15 protein-coding genes are annotated in these 16400 nt (G+C 52.2%); all 15 read right to left on the bottom strand.

Annotated elements, in window-relative coordinates; genetic code table 11:
• Positions 1-3: 3 nt before the first annotated feature.
• The 15 genes from AC0YN3_RS03295 to AC0YN3_RS03225 all read right to left on the bottom strand — a co-directional run bounded on the left by AC0YN3_RS03295 (position 4) and on the right by AC0YN3_RS03225 (position 16398).
• Positions 4-1095 (bottom strand): nitric oxide synthase oxygenase, encoded by a 1092-nt coding sequence (locus tag AC0YN3_RS03295; RefSeq protein WP_475773670.1) that lies wholly within the window; start codon positions 1093-1095, stop codon positions 4-6.
• Positions 1092-1940: an EcsC family protein gene (locus AC0YN3_RS03290; RefSeq protein WP_475773669.1), complete on the bottom strand. Its 849-nt coding sequence runs from the start codon at positions 1938-1940 to the stop codon at positions 1092-1094. Before AC0YN3_RS03290 ends, AC0YN3_RS03295 begins: the two co-directional genes overlap by 4 nt.
• 203 nt (positions 1941-2143) lie before the next feature.
• On the bottom strand, positions 2144-4219 hold the full coding sequence (locus AC0YN3_RS03285; RefSeq protein ID WP_475773668.1) for a HelD family protein: 2076 nt from the start codon (positions 4217-4219) through the stop codon (positions 2144-2146).
• 78 nt (positions 4220-4297) lie between these two features.
• A complete protein-coding gene (locus AC0YN3_RS03280; protein ID WP_475773667.1) occupies positions 4298-4594 on the bottom strand; it encodes a DUF1294 domain-containing protein in 297 nt (98 codons plus the stop codon).
• 47 nt (positions 4595-4641) lie between these two features.
• Positions 4642-7155, bottom strand: a complete 2514-nt coding sequence (gene hrpB / locus AC0YN3_RS03275; protein ID WP_475773666.1) for an ATP-dependent helicase HrpB — start codon at positions 7153-7155, stop codon at positions 4642-4644.
• A 28-nt stretch (positions 7156-7183) separates the two neighbouring features.
• On the bottom strand, positions 7184-8008 hold the full coding sequence (locus AC0YN3_RS03270) for a hypothetical protein (protein WP_475773665.1): 825 nt from the start codon (positions 8006-8008) through the stop codon (positions 7184-7186).
• A 24-nt stretch (positions 8009-8032) separates the two neighbouring features.
• Positions 8033-8983, bottom strand: coding sequence for a magnesium/cobalt transporter CorA (gene corA, locus AC0YN3_RS03265; RefSeq protein WP_475773664.1), 951 nt, complete (start codon positions 8981-8983; stop codon positions 8033-8035).
• A gap of 98 nt (positions 8984-9081) precedes the next feature.
• A complete protein-coding gene (locus AC0YN3_RS03260; RefSeq protein WP_475773663.1) occupies positions 9082-9792 on the bottom strand; it encodes an adenosylcobinamide amidohydrolase in 711 nt (236 codons plus the stop codon).
• A gap of 207 nt (positions 9793-9999) precedes the next feature.
• Positions 10000-11088, bottom strand: coding sequence for a threonine-phosphate decarboxylase CobD (cobD, locus tag AC0YN3_RS03255; protein ID WP_475773662.1), 1089 nt, complete (start codon positions 11086-11088; stop codon positions 10000-10002).
• A gap of 19 nt (positions 11089-11107) precedes the next feature.
• Positions 11108-11920, bottom strand: a complete 813-nt coding sequence (gene cobS / locus AC0YN3_RS03250) for an adenosylcobinamide-GDP ribazoletransferase (RefSeq protein WP_475773661.1) — start codon at positions 11918-11920, stop codon at positions 11108-11110.
• A complete protein-coding gene (gene cbiB / locus AC0YN3_RS03245; protein WP_475773660.1) occupies positions 11902-12882 on the bottom strand; it encodes an adenosylcobinamide-phosphate synthase CbiB in 981 nt (326 codons plus the stop codon). Before cbiB ends, cobS begins: the two co-directional genes overlap by 19 nt.
• The gene (cobU, locus tag AC0YN3_RS03240) at positions 12879-13469 is read right to left on the bottom strand and encodes a bifunctional adenosylcobinamide kinase/adenosylcobinamide-phosphate guanylyltransferase (RefSeq protein WP_475773659.1); all 591 of its coding nucleotides are present in this window, start codon (positions 13467-13469) and stop codon (positions 12879-12881) included. The genes cbiB and cobU overlap by 4 nt, the downstream gene beginning before the upstream one ends.
• Before the next feature lie 11 nt (positions 13470-13480).
• Positions 13481-14551 (bottom strand): nicotinate-nucleotide--dimethylbenzimidazole phosphoribosyltransferase, encoded by a 1071-nt coding sequence (gene cobT / locus AC0YN3_RS03235; protein ID WP_475773658.1) that lies wholly within the window; start codon positions 14549-14551, stop codon positions 13481-13483.
• 36 nt (positions 14552-14587) lie between these two features.
• The gene (locus AC0YN3_RS03230; RefSeq protein ID WP_475773657.1) at positions 14588-15364 is read right to left on the bottom strand and encodes an ABC transporter ATP-binding protein; all 777 of its coding nucleotides are present in this window, start codon (positions 15362-15364) and stop codon (positions 14588-14590) included.
• Complete coding sequence (locus AC0YN3_RS03225) at positions 15361-16398, bottom strand: FecCD family ABC transporter permease (protein WP_475773656.1); 1038 nt, start codon at positions 16396-16398, stop codon at positions 15361-15363. Before AC0YN3_RS03225 ends, AC0YN3_RS03230 begins: the two co-directional genes overlap by 4 nt.
• Positions 16399-16400: the final 2 nt, after the last annotated feature.

Below are 16400 nucleotides of genomic sequence, written 5' to 3'. Positions count from 1 at the left end.
CCATCAATATGGCACCGGCTGTGATCGGTATATTGGCGTCCGTTCAATATCTTCATAGCTGCGATGCCATATGCCTGTCGTTGCGGGCGACATTGGAGGGATAAGCCACGACCATCGTCCCGTTACAGGCCTGCCCTTCTCTTGTTCCTGCTTCTCGAAACGCAGAAACTGCTCAGCTGCCGTATGATGGTCAACAATGCTAACGCCGTGCTTCTTGTAGGAATGGAGCACGGCTATATTTAGTTCAACGAGTGCGCGATCCTTCCACAGCGACGTATTCGTTGACATGTCAAAGCCAAACAGCTTGGCGACGTTAGGAAGCTGATCATAACGGTCCGCGTCTGACAAATTTCTTGCGCCGATTTCCGTACCCATGTACCAGCCGTTGAATGGAGCGGCCCCGTAACGAATGCCTCCAATCTCCAGCTCCATGTCCGAGACAAAGGGAACACCGTACCATTTCAAGCCTAAATCCCCGAAGCTGTCATGGCTCGGATGCGTTAATGGCACCTCAAGCACGCTCTCCTTAGGTAATTCAAACCACTTCGGTATATCATTGCCCTTCTGGATGACAAGCGGCAATACGTCAAAGCGCGTGCCCTCGCCACTCCAGCCAAGCTTCTCGCAGGCGGTGGTGAAAGCAAGCGACGATGTGTCGCCTATGACTTTATCCTTTTGAATGTAGCCCGCGTAACGCACGAGCTGATGATTCCAAATCCTCATGCTGTTTGGAGTGCCCCGCGCCGGAAATATCGTGATCGCTGGACGGATTCTGCCGCGATTCGTAGCAAAGTCGATATGCTGTATGATTCGTTCCGCAGCTTGCTGCTCATCTACCGCATCTCGTGCATCGAATACCTCCAACGTCTGCCAAAACAGCCTGCCGATACATCGATTATTGTTGCGCCAAGCCATTCTGGCACCATGCTTTAGCTCTTCGTAGGTATGCTCGTAGCTCCCAGTTCGCTCGATTTGTTCCAGAACCTCGTCCAATCGGCGCTTTGCTTCCGCTTCCGTTTTCTCAAGCTCGTAATAAAGCTCGCCTAGAAATACGGTTGCATCCCGCGCCAGCTGTGTTTTTGTCATCGTTGTCATGTTGTCTTCGCCTCGTTCTCGTCAAGCTTAATCAATACTCTCCGTTTTCGGTATAGCATCGTAGCGGCTTCTGCCACATCGTTCAGCATGCCTCTATTGATGAAGGCGCCAAACAGCATCCCGGCTACCGGAATCATCTGGAACAGCTTTTTCCAGCCGAAATTATCGCGGTATACCGTTACGACTTCACGCCAGCCTTGCAGCTGCGACATCATTTGCTTGCTTCCGCTGGCGTTCTCGTAGGAGCTAAGCTCCTCGATGATCGCTTTTTTGCCAACAATATCCGATGATGCGAATTGCATGACTTTCACGGCGAAAACGCGCTCTTCCTTTAGCTTCGGATCGAAACCGTAACTGATCGCAATCTCTTGTATAACCTTAAGCGATAAACCGAGAACAGCCGGAATATCTACCGCTAACGTGAAAATGCCGCCAATTCCCGTCGTCGCTCCTTGAAGCGTCGCCATCGTGGAACGGCTTGAGGCAAGCTGAACCGCAGTTTCGTTCATAACGGCAAGGGGCAATTCCGCCGCATGTTCGAGCGTATGAATGAGTTCCCCATCCGCTAGCATGAATCCGCCTTGCGCGGCATTCCGCTGCAGCCTCTCAATAATAGAGCGTTCCGAAATGAGATATTTGCCTCCGTTTTGAATATAGCTGCCAATCTCGTCCACTGCTTGGCCAAGCTTGTCTTGAATGAATTTCGGTGTTACTTTATCCAGCAGCATGAATGGCAGCCGCCCAAGCTTTTCCCAAAACCATAAATCCTTCTGAGCTTTCTCCCAAGCTTCGATTTCCTGCAAAGAAGCCTGCAGCTGCTCATTCGTGTCGTATACTTGTGCCACGTCGCCACTCTCCTCATATGCGATTAATACGATGCTTGCGGGAAATCGGATTCGTTGTTCACATTATTGATCTATTTGCTAAGGCATAATCGCGGCAACCATGTGCACGCAGAAAACATCAATGACCGCCACGATTGCCGCGGCGGTCATCCAGTATTCATGAATCCTTCTGCATGATTCCCAATCGGGACATTCTTTCAAGCTTATTCGCCTAGAAGCATCGTCAGCTCCCCGCGGTAATAAAGCTTCAGCTTATGCAGCGCACGCGTACAGCCCACATAAAGCAGCTTGGCATCCAGCGGCGAATAATCCTCAGCGCTCGCATCTGCGATCAGAACGGCATCGAACTCCAGCCCTTTGGATAAGTAAACGGGCACGACCGACAAGCCTCCGCCATATGCCGGCTGTTTGCTTTGCACCAATGATGCATCTAGACCATTTTCTTGCAAATACAAGTGAATAGACTCACACTGCAATGCCGTCCGCCCAATGACGGATATGGTTTCGTATTCGCCTTTAGCTTGCCATTCCCGAACGGTTGCGGCAATAGACGGAAGCCACTTTTCTTCCGTCACCGGCTCCGCGATAACCGGATCGCCGCTGCGGAATACCGGGACAGCAGGTTTAACCTCGCCAATCATGCTGCCAAGGATCTTATTGGCGAATTCAATAATTTCCATCGTAGAGCGATAGGATCGATTCAGTTCGAAATAGCCTAGCTGCTCTTCCTCGAACAGGGCAGTAAGCTCGCTCCAGCTTCGTACGCCTGCGTAAGCGTGAATGCCCTGCTGTAAATCCCCTAATACGGTCATCGAGGCCGTTCTTTGGCATAGCCGCAGCACTTCAAGCTGAAACGGCGAATAGTCTTGGGCTTCATCGATGACGATATGATCAAACGCCTGCTTCGGAAGTCCAAAAAGCTGAAGCTGGATGTACGCGAGCGGCGCCAAATCCTCTGCTGCGGCGACTCCTTTCTTCAGACGCTCCGCTGTCGCGGCCGCAATCCGTTTTGGAATGCTTGCGACCAGCTGCTTGCCGCTGAACATCGACGCATACAGCTGCAGCGCTGTATAAGAAGGAATTTTTTTCGTGAAGCTATTGAATTTGGCAAGCGCTTTTGCCCGGATCTTTTTGTCCGCGATTCCCTTCATCTTCAGCTCGGATTCCATCCAACGGCGAATGCGGCTAACTAGCCGGTCGCGTTTTTTCATCAGCGTTTCATCGCCATAGTCCGTTTCATACCATTCACGCATTTGCTCCGGCGAGAGCTCCATGCGTTCAATCGGCAGGAACGGAATGACAGGAACGATGCGCTGCTCGACATCGGCAATCCGCTCGTCTACGATCGCTTTAAAGTCCAAGCTTCCTTTGAATCGGCCCGAAGACTGCTCGATCTCCTCGGCGGTACGGCGCTCCTCGAACCAATATGACATCGCTTCCGAGGCATCGCTTACGGAAATGGTTTTCTCCAGCAGCTCAACCGTCCAGTCGCTAAATGTCGTTTGCTGAATGTCGCCTACGCCAAGCTCGGGCAACACGCCGGATATGTAGTCGAGGAACATACGGTTCGGTGCGAATATGATCATTCGTTCCGCTCGCATCCTATCGGCATATTGGTAGAGAAGAAAAGCGAGCCTATGCAGCGCGACGGTTGTTTTTCCGCTCCCCGCAACGCCTTGAATAAACAAGGCCTTGCTTCGATCCGCACGTATTATCCGGTCCTGCTCGCCTTGTATGGTCGATACGATGTCGCGCAGCTTGTTGTCCTTATTCTCACCGAGGCGGTACAAAAGGAACTCATCCGTTACCGAGCCCTCCTCCTGACCGCGCACATAGCTATCAACCAGCCTTACGATTTCACCTTGGCGAATCATAAAGTTTCGTTTCAAATGAACATGCCCTTCGATTTGCCCGTCAGGCGACTCGTAGGATGCAGGCGCCTCGCCTCCCGTGAAGGAATAGAAAACGCTGGCGGCAGGTGCCCGCCAATCGATAACGAGCAGCTCGTTGCTGTCTTTTTTCGCAACGCCTGCTTTCCCAATATATAACGGCTTCTTCTCGCCATCCGGCAGCTCTTCAAAGTCAATACGGCCAAAATACGGCTCACGCTTCGATATTTCCAGCCGCAGCCTTCGTTCCTCTTGCTGTAAATCAAGCATTTGCTCCGTGAAATCGTCACCTTTGTAACGCGGACCAATCGCCTGAAGCTGTGTCAAAATATCGTTTAGCGATTTCGTTAATCGATCTTGTTCTTCTTGATAGGCACTTTGAACTGTCAAGTCAGTTACCTCCTAAGTTATGGTGTACGAATAAAAAAGAGAAGCCCCACTATACCACAGGTCGGCTTCTCAAAGCAATTATGAGTTCAGCGCCGTCCTAATCAGCCATACGGCCCCCAGAACGAGCAATATATTCAGTCCAAACAGGAACGGTATGCCAACCGTAAATGATCGATGCTTCGTTTTGTGGCGCCAAGCTTTCATGGCAAGCCAGGTACCGGCAGCACCGCCGGCCGCGCTAAGCAAAAATAGCTTTTTCTCCGCCACGCGCCTGCGCTGTTTTCTGGCACTCTTTTTATCCATGCCCATCAGAGAAAAGGTATACACGTTCATTACGAGCAAGTAGGCAGCTAAAACATAATAAATCGCAGCCATAGGTCACATCCTCTCCAAGATCTCAGCTGTCACCGGAACCAAGGCGGTCATCGCGGCCTCGGCTTCGTCCGATTCGTTGGTATTGCGGCGTATGGATCATCTGGCCAATAATGCTTCGGATAACGTCCTTTTAAATCCTTTTTCACATCGAAATAAGCATTTTCCCAAAAGCTTGCCAAATCACGCGTCACTTGCACGGGCCGCTGCGATGGTGACAAAAGATGGAGCGTTACCGCAAGTCTTCCTCTTGCCAGTCTCGGCGTTTCCTTCATGCCGAACAGCTCCTGTAAACGGACGGCAAGCACGGGTGACTCAGGGTCACTGTAATCGATCGGTATGCGCGAGCCGCTCGGGACGGCATAATGTGTCGGCACTTGCTCGTCCAGCTCCTGCTTTTGCTGCCAGCTAAGCTTGCTCTCAAGCAGCTGCTGCATCGGAAGCCGCTGAAGATCCGTTCGGCTTTTCATCCCCATAATGTGAGGCTTCAACCATTCATCAACCGTTTCCAATAGCGAATCATCTGTACCATCCGGCCAATCCTTGCCAGCATGGGACATGAGCAGCATTCTAGCCTTCAACTGCTGCGCCGGCTTGCTCATTGGCAGCATCGCGAATCCGGCTTGCCGAATCGCGGCAAGGAGGACTTCGGCCACTTTATCCTCATCCGGCTGCTGCAGAATGGATTCTTTTATGATTAAAGCCCCGAGCCGAACCCGTTTGCGGGCTCTTACAGCCTGGGCTGCGGAATCCCACTCCATAACCTCTTCATTCGTAAGCTTGTCTTTCAAATACCGCTCCAGATCCGCTTGCTGCAGCTCAGCAGCAATCCGAATGCGGCTTTCTCCGCCTGAATCGTCAAGCTCGCAAGCAGCCAGATAAGAAAAAAGCGACAAGGGCTGCTGCTCAGGAAGCGCTGCTCCTCTTCCATTCGCCAACAGATAACGGCCATCGCTGCGGCGCTGAGCAACCCGGTCCGGATAGGCAAACGCGAGAAGAACGCCGATTGGGATCGCTCCGTCAGCGCTAAGCTTGGCTTCGCGCTCGTCATTGGACGTAACAAGCCGCTCCCATTGCGCTGCTTGCAAAGAAATCCGGCGAACTGCTGCGCTCGCGGGCTGTTCACCGATCCCCTCCCTAAGCTTTGACAAATGATGCATCAAATCCATACGGAGCTGAATATCCACATTCCGCTCCAGCGCCAGCAGGTCGCGCTCATTCAGCAGTGCCGCCGCTTCGCAGGCTAAATTTGCGGCACCGAATTCGGATGCCCGGATGATCATGGCGCCGAGCCGCGGGTGCAAGCCGAATTTAGCCATCCGAAGTCCGCTTGCCGTTGGTTTTCCTTGCGAATCCATTGCGTTCAGCTGCTGAAGCAGCGATACCGCTTGCTCATATGCAGCCGCCGGAGGCGCGGTCACCCATTCCAGTTCAGCTGGACTTTGCACGCCCCAAATGGAGAGCTCCAGTGCAAGCGAAGCTAGATCAGCCTCCAGCAGCTCCGGCTTATTATGCTCCGGCAGGTAGGGATGCTCCTGCTCCGTCCATAGCCGGTAGCAGGTCCCGGGAGCGAGCCGCCCTGCCCGGCCTCGCCGCTGGTCCGCGGAGGCTAATGAAACGGGCACCGTCTCCAACCGGCTCATGCCGGTGCGCGGAGAGAACCGCGGAATACGCATCAGGCCGCCGTCGACAACGATCTTAATGCCTTCGACCGTTAAGCTTGATTCCGCAATGGATGTCGCTAACACGACTTTTCGCTCGCCAGCGGCACAAGGCGCTATTGCCGCGTCCTGCTGCTCCAGCGGCAAGCTGCCATGAAGCTCCTCAATTCGGGTGGATAGCGGCAAACCAAGTTCCTTCAGCTTGCGAGCCGTACGTCTTATTTCGGCTGCGCCAGGAAGAAAGGCCAGCAAGTCACCATCGTGGGAACGCAGCGCTTCAAGGATTAGCGAAGCCATCCGCGGTTCCAACGGGCCGCTCTGTTTGTGCGGAAGATAGCGCGTCATGACCGGAAATACCCGTCCTTCACTGCGAATAATAGGTGCTTCGCCCAGCATCGCGGCAATTGGGGCAGCATCCAGCGTAGCGGACATCACGAGCAGCCGCAGATCCTCGCGCAATAGCGTTTGCGACTGCAAGCAGAGCGCAAGCCCTAAGTCGCCGTGCAAATGCCTTTCGTGAAACTCGTCGAATATAATGGCTCCGATATGCTCGAGTGCGGGATCCTCTTGCAGCATCCGCGTTAATACGCCTTCTGTCACCACTTCAACGCGCGTCCGCCGACCTACATTCGTATCCATCTTTACGCGGTAGCCAACCGTTTGGCCTACTTGTTCACCCAAGGTGCTGGCCATAAACTTGGCAGCGGATCTTGCTGCCAATCTTCGCGGCTCCAACATGATTATTTTTTTGCCGGACAACCATGGCTGATCCAGCAGCGCAAGCGGTACGCGCGTGGTCTTTCCCGCTCCTGGCTCCGCGACCAGCACCGCGTTCGTTCCGCTGCGAAGCGCCGCAAGAAGCTGCGGCACTACCGAATCAATCGGCAATTGCAATGGTCTCATCCTTAATGCTCCTTCGCCTATAGGCTAACTACTTCACGATCCGCAGCATTTGTACAACGGGACGGTTGTCTCCTGGAAGCGAAGCATCGCTGCTCAACAGCTGAGAGGAGCCGTCACCGTCAAGAAAAATGCCGTCTACAAGCTTACCGCCGCCGAACGTCTGCACGATTGCTTCCCTAAAAACGGACAATGAGCTTTTCGTTTCGCTCACGATTAAATACAAGGTTCCATTCGCGTCGTACACCGCGGCTGAGCGCAAGCGATCATCCTCCGGGAAGGGAGCATTTTCTTTGGCCGCCTGCTGCATCCAATTCGCGTCATCTCCGAGGCTCATGCTAATGCCTCCCTGTGCCCAAAACCGCGTATGATCCTTCAGCTTAAGCTCTGACGCTTGGCTCGCAACCTGAACGCTTAGCTGATCGGAAGCCCCGTCCCAAACGAGCGTACCGCGAGCGTACTTCACGTTTTCGCTGCCCGTTCCGAAATTACCGATTTCCTTGTTGACTGGAATGCTGTTTACGACGCCGATGCTTAGCAATTGATTGCCGTAAAAAAATCCTCCGTTTATGCCAACCTTGCCGCTAAGCGTTACATTATTGTTGATCGTTTCCAGCGTAACGTAAGCTGGCCGCGTCTGCAGCACATGCAGCTTTATGCCATTCTTCGAGGTTTCCGTCATATACGTATAATGCAGCGCTTGCTCAGACTTCAATACATTTGCCTCGTTTCGGTTTCCGAGCGCGATAATCATAAGATAGAGCATGATCACCAATACGAGCACGATTCCAATCATGATACCCGCTATGGTTAACCTCTTTTTTCTGCTCATTCGAACAGGCTCTTTCATCTCCATAACAGACAATCTCCTAACACCAATTTATTTAAACCAGCCTTTGCTGCGGAACCATGCATACATGCTGAGGCCAATGACAAGCATGACGATTATGACTGCAAAATACCCGCCGCTCCATTCGAGCTCAGGCATATTGTGGAAATTCATTCCGTAAATGCCGGCTAAAAACGTCAATGGCATAAATATGGTCGTAATGACCGTTAGCGTCTTCATAATCGCGTTCATTCGGTTTGAGTTATACGAAATGTAGTTATCGCGCAAATCTGCCGTCATTTCACGGCTTGAATCCATCATTTCCGAGAGCTTAAGCAAATGGTCGTAAATGTCGTGGTAAAACGCCATATACTGGTCCATGCCTTCGATGCGATCCGAATTGGTCAGCCTGTACAACAAGTCGCGCATCGGAACGATCGTTTTGCGCAAGCGAAGCAGCCTGGACCTAATATTGAATATATCCGTCATCAGCGTCTGGCTTTGCCCGTCGTCATTTCCAATCTCCATATCCAGCAGCTGATCCTCGAGCTCATGGACTGCAGGGAAGTATTGATCGACAAGCTTGTCCATCACCAGGTAAGCCGCAAAAACCTGCCCTTTTTCTCCCATCTTGCTGCTCGTAAGCAGCTTGCTTCGCGCTTCCTCGATTTCAGGCGATGGCTCATAATGAAACGTGACGATGAAATTCGGACCTAAAAACAAATTGATTTCATTAACGGTCAGCGTTTTCCGCTCTACCTCATGCAGCACAAAAAAATGCACATCGTCATAATGGTCAATCTTGGGACGCTGCAGCAAATGATAGCAGTCCTCGATGGCAAGCGGATGGAAATGGAAATAAGAGTCGAGCAAGCGGCACTCGTTTTCCTTCGGATTGTTGAAATCGACCCAATACCAATCAAGCTCCGTTGATTGGAGATCATCGATAGTCAAATCCGTTAACCATTCCTTTTGCTTTGTATAGCCGACAATGCGTATCAAAGGATACTTCCTCCATTCTGCTTCTCGCAACATCTATCGCTAAGCCGAGTGCTCAACTCCACTATTTTACACGATAAAAGAGCTCCTGTAATCCCAGGCTATTCCTCGTGCTGCGTCCGCGTCGCTTCAACGACCGTACTGTACACGGCCTCGCCAATGGTGCAGCCTATGGTCGTAGCCGCGCCAGCATAGGCGTGAACGGCCTTCCAGTCTATCCGCTGGCTGACTCCGATTACGACAGCATCCGTTGTCGTTCCGGTTGCGATTTGACCCGAAGCGTGCTCAATGATGCCCAAATGCTGCATCGCGGCTGCCTTCGCTTCGGTTGCGGTAATTATGGCGTTCACCATCGCGGATTCTGTCATTTGCCCATCGATGAGAAGCACCGTATTGATCGTTCCGGGGGTATAAGCCGAGAAGGTATCACGCCGGGTTCCTGCCCTAGCCGCATTTCGTGTCCCTACTGTCGTGCAGCAAAGCAGGTTAAAGCGATCCCCTTCACATTCCGTGATCGATGCATGCGTAAGCTTAGCCGCCGTTATCAAACCGACCGTGCTGGCTGGTTCGGATCCCCATATGGCAAGCTGACCCATCATATCTTGCACGGGGTCAACGCCAATGTAATCCAGCGGGACCTTCCAGTTTACGACTCGGTTTGCAAAGGAGAAGCCACCTGGCAGAATGGCACTGCTTAGTATATGCCAGCTCACGCTGCTGCTTATTTCCATTCGATCTTCGAGCAGCCTAATGTCGACTCCGTTATCCAGCTTCGACACATAGCGAGACCCTTGTCGAAAAGGCTGTGCCATTACACATCCTCCTTCATACGCACCTGCGCGAAAATAGGTCAACATTCCGCTTTTAAATCGTTTATCTCTTTATGGCAGTCAATTCCGGCACATATCCAGACTTCTTTCTGAGCGAGTACATGTTGCGCCTACCATTTAATTAATCTCATTAATTATATAATGACTCATGAATCGACAAACATTTAATTAGCCACATTAATTATACAATCACCTATGTATCGACAAGCATTTACTTAACGCCGTTAATAGTTGTTCGTTTTGTTTGCGCAGCTTAATCGCGATCCGAATATAAGTATGATCAAGCCCCGGAAACCTCGACGCGTCGCGTATGAGAACGCCTTGCTTGCCCATCTCCAGCTGAAGCATGCTTGCGCTTAGGCCTGCATCCTTCGGAATTCGCACGAGCAAATAATTGGCTGCGCTCGGATTCACCACGAAGCCAAGCGCCTGCAATGCGGCGGTAAGCCACGTTCGTTCCTCTTGCAGCCATGACAGGGTACGCTCGGCATATTCGGTTTCATCAAGGACGGCTTCGCCGATTTGTTGGGCAAGTGAATTCACGCTCCATGGGATTTGGAGCCGTTTTAATCCGCTTAAGGTTCTTGGCATGCCGACGATATAGCCAAGCCGTATGCCAGGAACGGAATAAAACTTCGTCATCGAACGGATAACAAACAGCCGCTCATTTCTTGTTGCTTCATGGATGAGACTATATTGGGCTTCCTCCGGAACAAAATCCATAAACGCCTCATCCACGACGACATACGCGCCCCGGCTGAGAAGCGCATGGATGAGCTCAGGGTCAACCAATTGTCCCGTAGGATTATTAGGCGAGCCAAGCATGAACAGGGAGCCTGTTGCAGCTGCTTCGCAAAGATGCTCGAAGTTCGAATGCAAGGTGAACTGGTTGTGCGGCGACAGCTTAATTTCATAGATCGCTCCGCCCGTTTTACGGATCGCGTCGCCATATTCATCGAAGCACGGGATGGCGAGCGTCGTTAATTTTGGCTGCAGCGCCCGCACGATGAGATCGATCAGCTCGGCAGCCCCATTCCCGACTACGATCGAATTCTCGTCGATATGGTGCTTCTCCGCCAGCTTGCGACGCAGTCCGCGTACGGCAGGGTCCGGGTATTGACCAATCGTATCCGTATATCGGAGCAGCACCTCCTTCACGCTTGGCGGTGGACCAAACGGATTCATATTCGAGCTGAAATCAACGAAATTCTGGGCAGGTATATCAAAAGCTTCCTCTGCGGTCCTTAAATCGCCACCATGACCGTATCTTTCCAACATATCAACTTCCAGCTCCTTTTTATTGCGCATGCAGCCATATCACCACAATGAGCAGCAGCATAGCTTCAATCATTTCATTCATAGCGCCGTATGTATCACCTGTTAATCCGCCTAGCTTACGATTCAGCCAAGCAGCCAATCCCCCGCCTACACTCGTCGTGACGATTACAAATGCGAGGAGCCAAAGCAAAGAAGCTTTTAATCCATGTCCGGCAAGCACTAGAATGGCAGCGGAACTAACTGCGGCTATCAGCAGTGCAGCGGCAGCATGAATGCCTTTAACCTCATTAAATAAAACAGCAATCCCTTCTCCTACTCGCGCAAAAGGCCACCAGGCAATTGCTGCGCTCATCCAAGCACGGCTCCAAATCGGGACAACCATTAGCATGCATGCGTAAGAATCAGCCATTTCATTGCTTAAAAGCTCAGCGAGCAGCGACGCTTTGAGCATGAGCAGCAGCACCGCAGCAAGCACGCCCATTGCGCCTACCCTGCTGTCTTTCATGATTTCAAGCATACGGTCACGGGATCGGTGGCTGAGAACACCGTCAGCAGTATCCATCAATCCGTCAAGATGCAGCCCTCCGCTAAGCGCTGTCCACAGTCCAAGCATGAGAATAGCGCTTGGCCATGCCGGCACAAATAGCGTTAACAGCCATGCGAAGCCATATAGGCATGCTCCAAGCAGCATGCCTGCTGCTGGATAGTAGACCACGCTGCGCGACAATACGGGACCATGAAACGGGATGTTGACCGGGACCGGAAATCGCGTTAAAAATTGAATAGCCGCAGCAAACGCTTGCGCTTGCAGTTTCAACTCACGAACAAACATCCAACAATCACCCCCGCGAACAGCAGATAGCTAACCAGGTAAAGCAGCTGCACGCTAAGCAAGATGTCCTGTGCATCAAGCTCCCGCAAAGGCCAGCCCATTCTAGCACGCTCGCTGGGCACACCTAGATAGTGGTTCAAGCCTCCAAGCTCAATGCCGAGCGCTCCCGCTACTGCCGACTCCGGAATGCCGCTATTCGGGCTTGGGTGCAGATGCGCGAATGCCCGAATGGAGCGAAAAGCATCCCGAGCGCTCATTCTACGATCCATTCGCGCAGAGATCGTAAGCATTACGCCTGTTATGCGAGCCGGAATATAGTTGAACACATCATCTGTTCGGGCGGAGAACCAACCGAAATATTCGTATTTCTCGTTGCGGTAACCTACCATGGAGTCCAGCGTATTTACGGCACGGTACAACATGGCGAGCGGAGCTCCGCCGATAATAGCGAATAGGAACGGGGAAACGAGCGCATCGACCGTATTCTCAGCAACGGTCTCCACTGCTGCCCGCGCGGCTTCGCGGCCGTTAAGGCGTTCCGTGTCGCGGCCAACGATATATCCGACAAACTTACGGGCTTCGCTCAGCTTTCCTGCTGCTAGAGGCCGAAAGACCAGCATAGCAGCGTCCTTGAGACCTTTGACCGCAATCGTTGTTGAAATGAACCATGCGCTGACTGTATATCCTAACCAGGGATGTACAGCATCCGCGGCCCATACCAGCCCCCCTATCGCCCCATAGCTAACGATTAGAGTCGTTAACGTCAAAACGGCGCCTAACCCTCTTAAGACAGCAGAATTCCCCTTCCAACGCTTCTGATAAAGCATTCTTTCGAGCCACCGGATAAGGCGCCCGATCCAAATCACGGGATGTGTTGGCCATTTCGGGTCGCCTACGACCCAATCGATGGCCAAAGCAGCAGCAGCTAACAAAAATAGCTCTTTCATCGAGTAGAGAATCATTGCTGCTCCCAGTTAAAAGCGATAGCTTTCAATTCAATCGGTATGCCCGCGGTGACCAGAAAAGCACGCTCGCAGATTGAGGCGACCCGCTGGTTCAGCCTGCCCGCTTCGTCACGAAAGATCCGGCCGAGCGGGTAGGCTGGCACGATACCATCGCCTACCTCGTTCGATACGATGATCAAAGGAAAAGGGCAGCTTTGAATGCTTTTTAGCAGCTGCGCTGCTTTACTGTCCAAACTTGAATGTTTCGTTTCCTTATCGTCCATCCGCATCAGCCAGTTTGTCAACCAAAGCGTCAAGCAATCAAGCAGAATGACTGGCGGTTCCTTCCCCTGCGCCTCAGAAGCTGATTGCTCGCCAACGATTTGGTCTAACCGCTCAGCGACATCATAAGGCTCTTCAATCGTAGTCCAATGAAATCCGGAATCCATGCGATCCATCTTATGCTTGGAGATGCGTACTTCCAGTTCCTCATCAAACGGCTGACACGTTGCTATGTATATGCCTTTTGTTGCGACCTTCATTGCGTATTGCTCCGCAAAGCTGCTTTTGCCGCTGCGTGCCCCGCCCGTGATGAATACTGCCAACTTCCCCTCACCTAACCTTTGGTAACGCCTGCGCTCTCGAATGTAGCCATCTCCTGCATCAGCAGCAGCGCAGCGTCAATAAAATGAAATGCCAGCACGGCGCCTGTTCCTTCGCCTAGCCTCATGTCCAGTTGAATCATTGGAGTCAAGCCAATCGCGTCAAGCAGCTTCGCATGTCCTTGCTCTTGCGAGAGGTGAGAAGCGATCATGTACGGCAACGTCTTTTCGGTAATTCGCGATGCGACAAGAGCAGCAGCAGACGAGATGTATCCGTCGATAACGACCGGGCAGCCGCTTGCCGCAGCCCCAATGATCACGCCAACAAGGCCAGCGATTTCAGCGCCGCCTACTTTTGCCAATACGTCAATGGGATCAACTCCCGCAGCATGAAGTCCATTGACTTCAATAGCCCGCTTAACCACCTCGACCTTCTTCGTCCAGCCGGCTTCATTTATTCCGGTCCCTCTTCCCACCGACTCCTCAGGTGGCAATCCGGTCAGCACGGTCGTTAAAGCCGCGCTTGCCGTCGTATTGCCGATTCCCATCTCGCCAGTCGCAAACAAGCTGATGCCGCGCTTTATTTGTTCATTCACGGTTTCGATGCCCACCATGATGGCGTCAACCGCTTCGTCCCTGCTCATGGCGGCTTGTTTTGCCATATTCGCCGTTCCGCGAACAATCTTTCTGCTTACGAGCCGTTCATGCTCGATTTCTCCAATTACGCCAATGTCAACGCATACAACCTCTGCCCCCGCTTGTCTAGCCAGCACATTGACAGCCGCTCCTCCGTTTAAGAAATTAACAACCATCTGAGGTGTTACGGCCTGCGGAAACGCGCTAATCCCTTCCTCGCAGACGCCATGGTCTCCCGCCATTACGATCACGGCTTTTCGGGACAAATCCGGCCATAGCTTACCTGAAATCCCGGCAAGCTGTGCCGCAACCGCTTCTAGCTTGCCTAGGCTTCCCGGCGGTTTAGTTAAAGAATCAGAGTGCTTCAGCGCCAGCTTTGCGGCTTCATCATCGAATGGATGAATCGCATGAATAACTTCTACTAACTGATTATATGATTTAGTCTCCATTTCATCGGCTCCTTCCAGTTCACGTAACCATCATCCTTAGAAGTTTGGCTGCAGCATCATTTGCGGCACGCCTGTGATCGGATGGGATATGACAGTCGTTTTAGTCTCATATACCTGCTCAATAAGCGACGCAGTTAGCACCTGCTGCGGCGTACCGGCAGCCTCGACTTTTCCTTGATGCAATACCACAAGCTCATCGCAATATAATGCGGCAAGATTCAAATCATGAAGCACCGCGATGGCGGTCAGCCCGCTCTTTCGCTGCCATGCTCTTACGGTATCCATAAGCTGTGCCTGGAAGCCAATGTCCAGATAGGTGGTCGGCTCATCCAGCAATAGAATCGACGGGCCTTGCGCCATTAGCTTGGCCAGTGCCACTCTTTGGCGTTCCCCTCCGCTTAGTTGATCCATTGTGCGCAATTCCAGTTCCTTCAAGCCCATTGCTACTAGCGAATCGTCGATCAGCTTCTCCGAGTCGCCATCCTCGCTTCCAAGCCAGTTCTGGTACGGATAACGCCCCATGCTGACGACTTCGCGCACGGTAAAGCCAACGGGCGGAAGCCCGTTTTGCTGCAGCACTGCCATTTGTTTTGCAATCATTTTACGGGGATATGACGCCAGAGGCCGTTCAGCTAGAAGGACTTCACCCTGCTTTGGCCGTTCAACGCCGGAAAGCAAATGCAGCAACGTTGATTTACCGACGCCATTCGGTCCGATGATGCCGTACATACGGCCTTTTTGAAACGTACAGGATACGCCTTTCAACACTTGTCGACCGTTCACATCCTGGATCACTTCGCGAACCTCGATCATAAAGTGCCACCCTGTCCTTTCTTTCGCCGATGCAGCAAATAAGCAAAAAATGGCGCACCAATCAAAGCGGTTACTACACCTAACGGTATCTCCTTTGGCGTTAGCGCCACCCGCGCAAGCGTATCTGCCCATAACACGAATATACCGCCTCCGATAGCCGACAACGGGGTAATTAGCCGATAATCAGGTCCAACGAGCAGCCGGATCAGATGCGGCACAACAAGGCCTACGAAGCCAATAACGCCAGATACGGAAACGGCAGCCGCAGTAAGGAGCGTAGAGCCGATCAAGACGATTAGCTTCGTTCGCTCCACATGAATGCCCAGATGGGCAGCATGCCTCTCTCCTAATACAAATAAATTGAGGGATCGCCCGTAGGCAAGCAATAAAGGGAATCCGATCAGCAGAAACGGAATAAGCATATAGACATGATCCCAGCCTCGCATCGCGAGAGACCCCATTAACCAGAACAAAATTTGGTTGACCACGCCCTCTGACATTGAAACCATAAAGGAAACAAACGCGCCTAGGAAAGATTGCAGGATAACGCCGGAGAGTATGAGTGTTTCCATATGCATGACGCCTTTATGATTCGCAAGCCAAAACACGCCAAGCAGCGTAGCCATTCCCGTTGCGAATGCGACAATCGGAATAGTCCACATTCCAATCGCCGCCTGCAAACCAAATAAAATAATAAATGCCGCGCCTACCGAGCTGCCCGATGCAACGCCAAGCGTATATGGATCAGCTAATGGATTGCGGAGTACGCCTTGAAAGCCTGTTCCCGCCAGCGCCAGGCATGCGCCTACCAGAACAGCGAGCAGCACACGGGACAATCTCACTTGCGTTACGATTGCGATCTCGCCCGCCGTATAAGAGCCTGCTTCCTTTGAAAACCACGGCAGCTGATGAAGCAATATGCCCCATACATCCCGCACCGAAATGCCCGACGAGCCGATCGTTAGACTCACCACGATAGAAACAGCAAGAAGGAGCATGGCTGCTCCTCCGTACAAAACCAATTTATAGGTCATTG

The sequence above is a fragment of the Paenibacillus sp. J22R232 genome, from assembly GCF_056269165.1.
The sequence above is the reverse complement of the archived record's forward strand: the minus strand, read 5'-3'. Positions and strand labels throughout refer to the sequence as shown.

What these genes read in the sequence shown, in the direction of transcription:
- AC0YN3_RS03230 (WP_475773657.1), bottom strand. Translation starts at nt 15,364, where the DNA reads ATGATCGAGGTTCGCGAAGTGATCCAGGATGTGAACGGTCGACAAGTG.
- AC0YN3_RS03280 (WP_475773667.1), bottom strand. Translation starts at nt 4,594, where the DNA reads ATGGCTGCGATTTATTATGTTTTAGCTGCCTACTTGCTCGTAATGAAC.
- cobT (WP_475773658.1), bottom strand. Translation starts at nt 14,551, where the DNA reads ATGGAGACTAAATCATATAATCAGTTAGTAGAAGTTATTCATGCGATT.
- AC0YN3_RS03270 (WP_475773665.1), bottom strand. Translation starts at nt 8,008, where the DNA reads ATGGAGATGAAAGAGCCTGTTCGAATGAGCAGAAAAAAGAGGTTAACC.
- cobS (WP_475773661.1), bottom strand. Translation starts at nt 11,920, where the DNA reads ATGTTTGTTCGTGAGTTGAAACTGCAAGCGCAAGCGTTTGCTGCGGCT.
- AC0YN3_RS03260 (WP_475773663.1), bottom strand. Translation starts at nt 9,792, where the DNA reads ATGGCACAGCCTTTTCGACAAGGGTCTCGCTATGTGTCGAAGCTGGAT.
- cobD (WP_475773662.1), bottom strand. Translation starts at nt 11,088, where the DNA reads ATGTTGGAAAGATACGGTCATGGTGGCGATTTAAGGACCGCAGAGGAA.
- hrpB (WP_475773666.1), bottom strand. Translation starts at nt 7,155, where the DNA reads ATGAGACCATTGCAATTGCCGATTGATTCGGTAGTGCCGCAGCTTCTT.
- cbiB (WP_475773660.1), bottom strand. Translation starts at nt 12,882, where the DNA reads ATGATTCTCTACTCGATGAAAGAGCTATTTTTGTTAGCTGCTGCTGCT.
- AC0YN3_RS03295 (WP_475773670.1), bottom strand. Translation starts at nt 1,095, where the DNA reads ATGACAACGATGACAAAAACACAGCTGGCGCGGGATGCAACCGTATTT.
- AC0YN3_RS03225 (WP_475773656.1), bottom strand. Translation starts at nt 16,398, where the DNA reads ATGACCTATAAATTGGTTTTGTACGGAGGAGCAGCCATGCTCCTTCTT.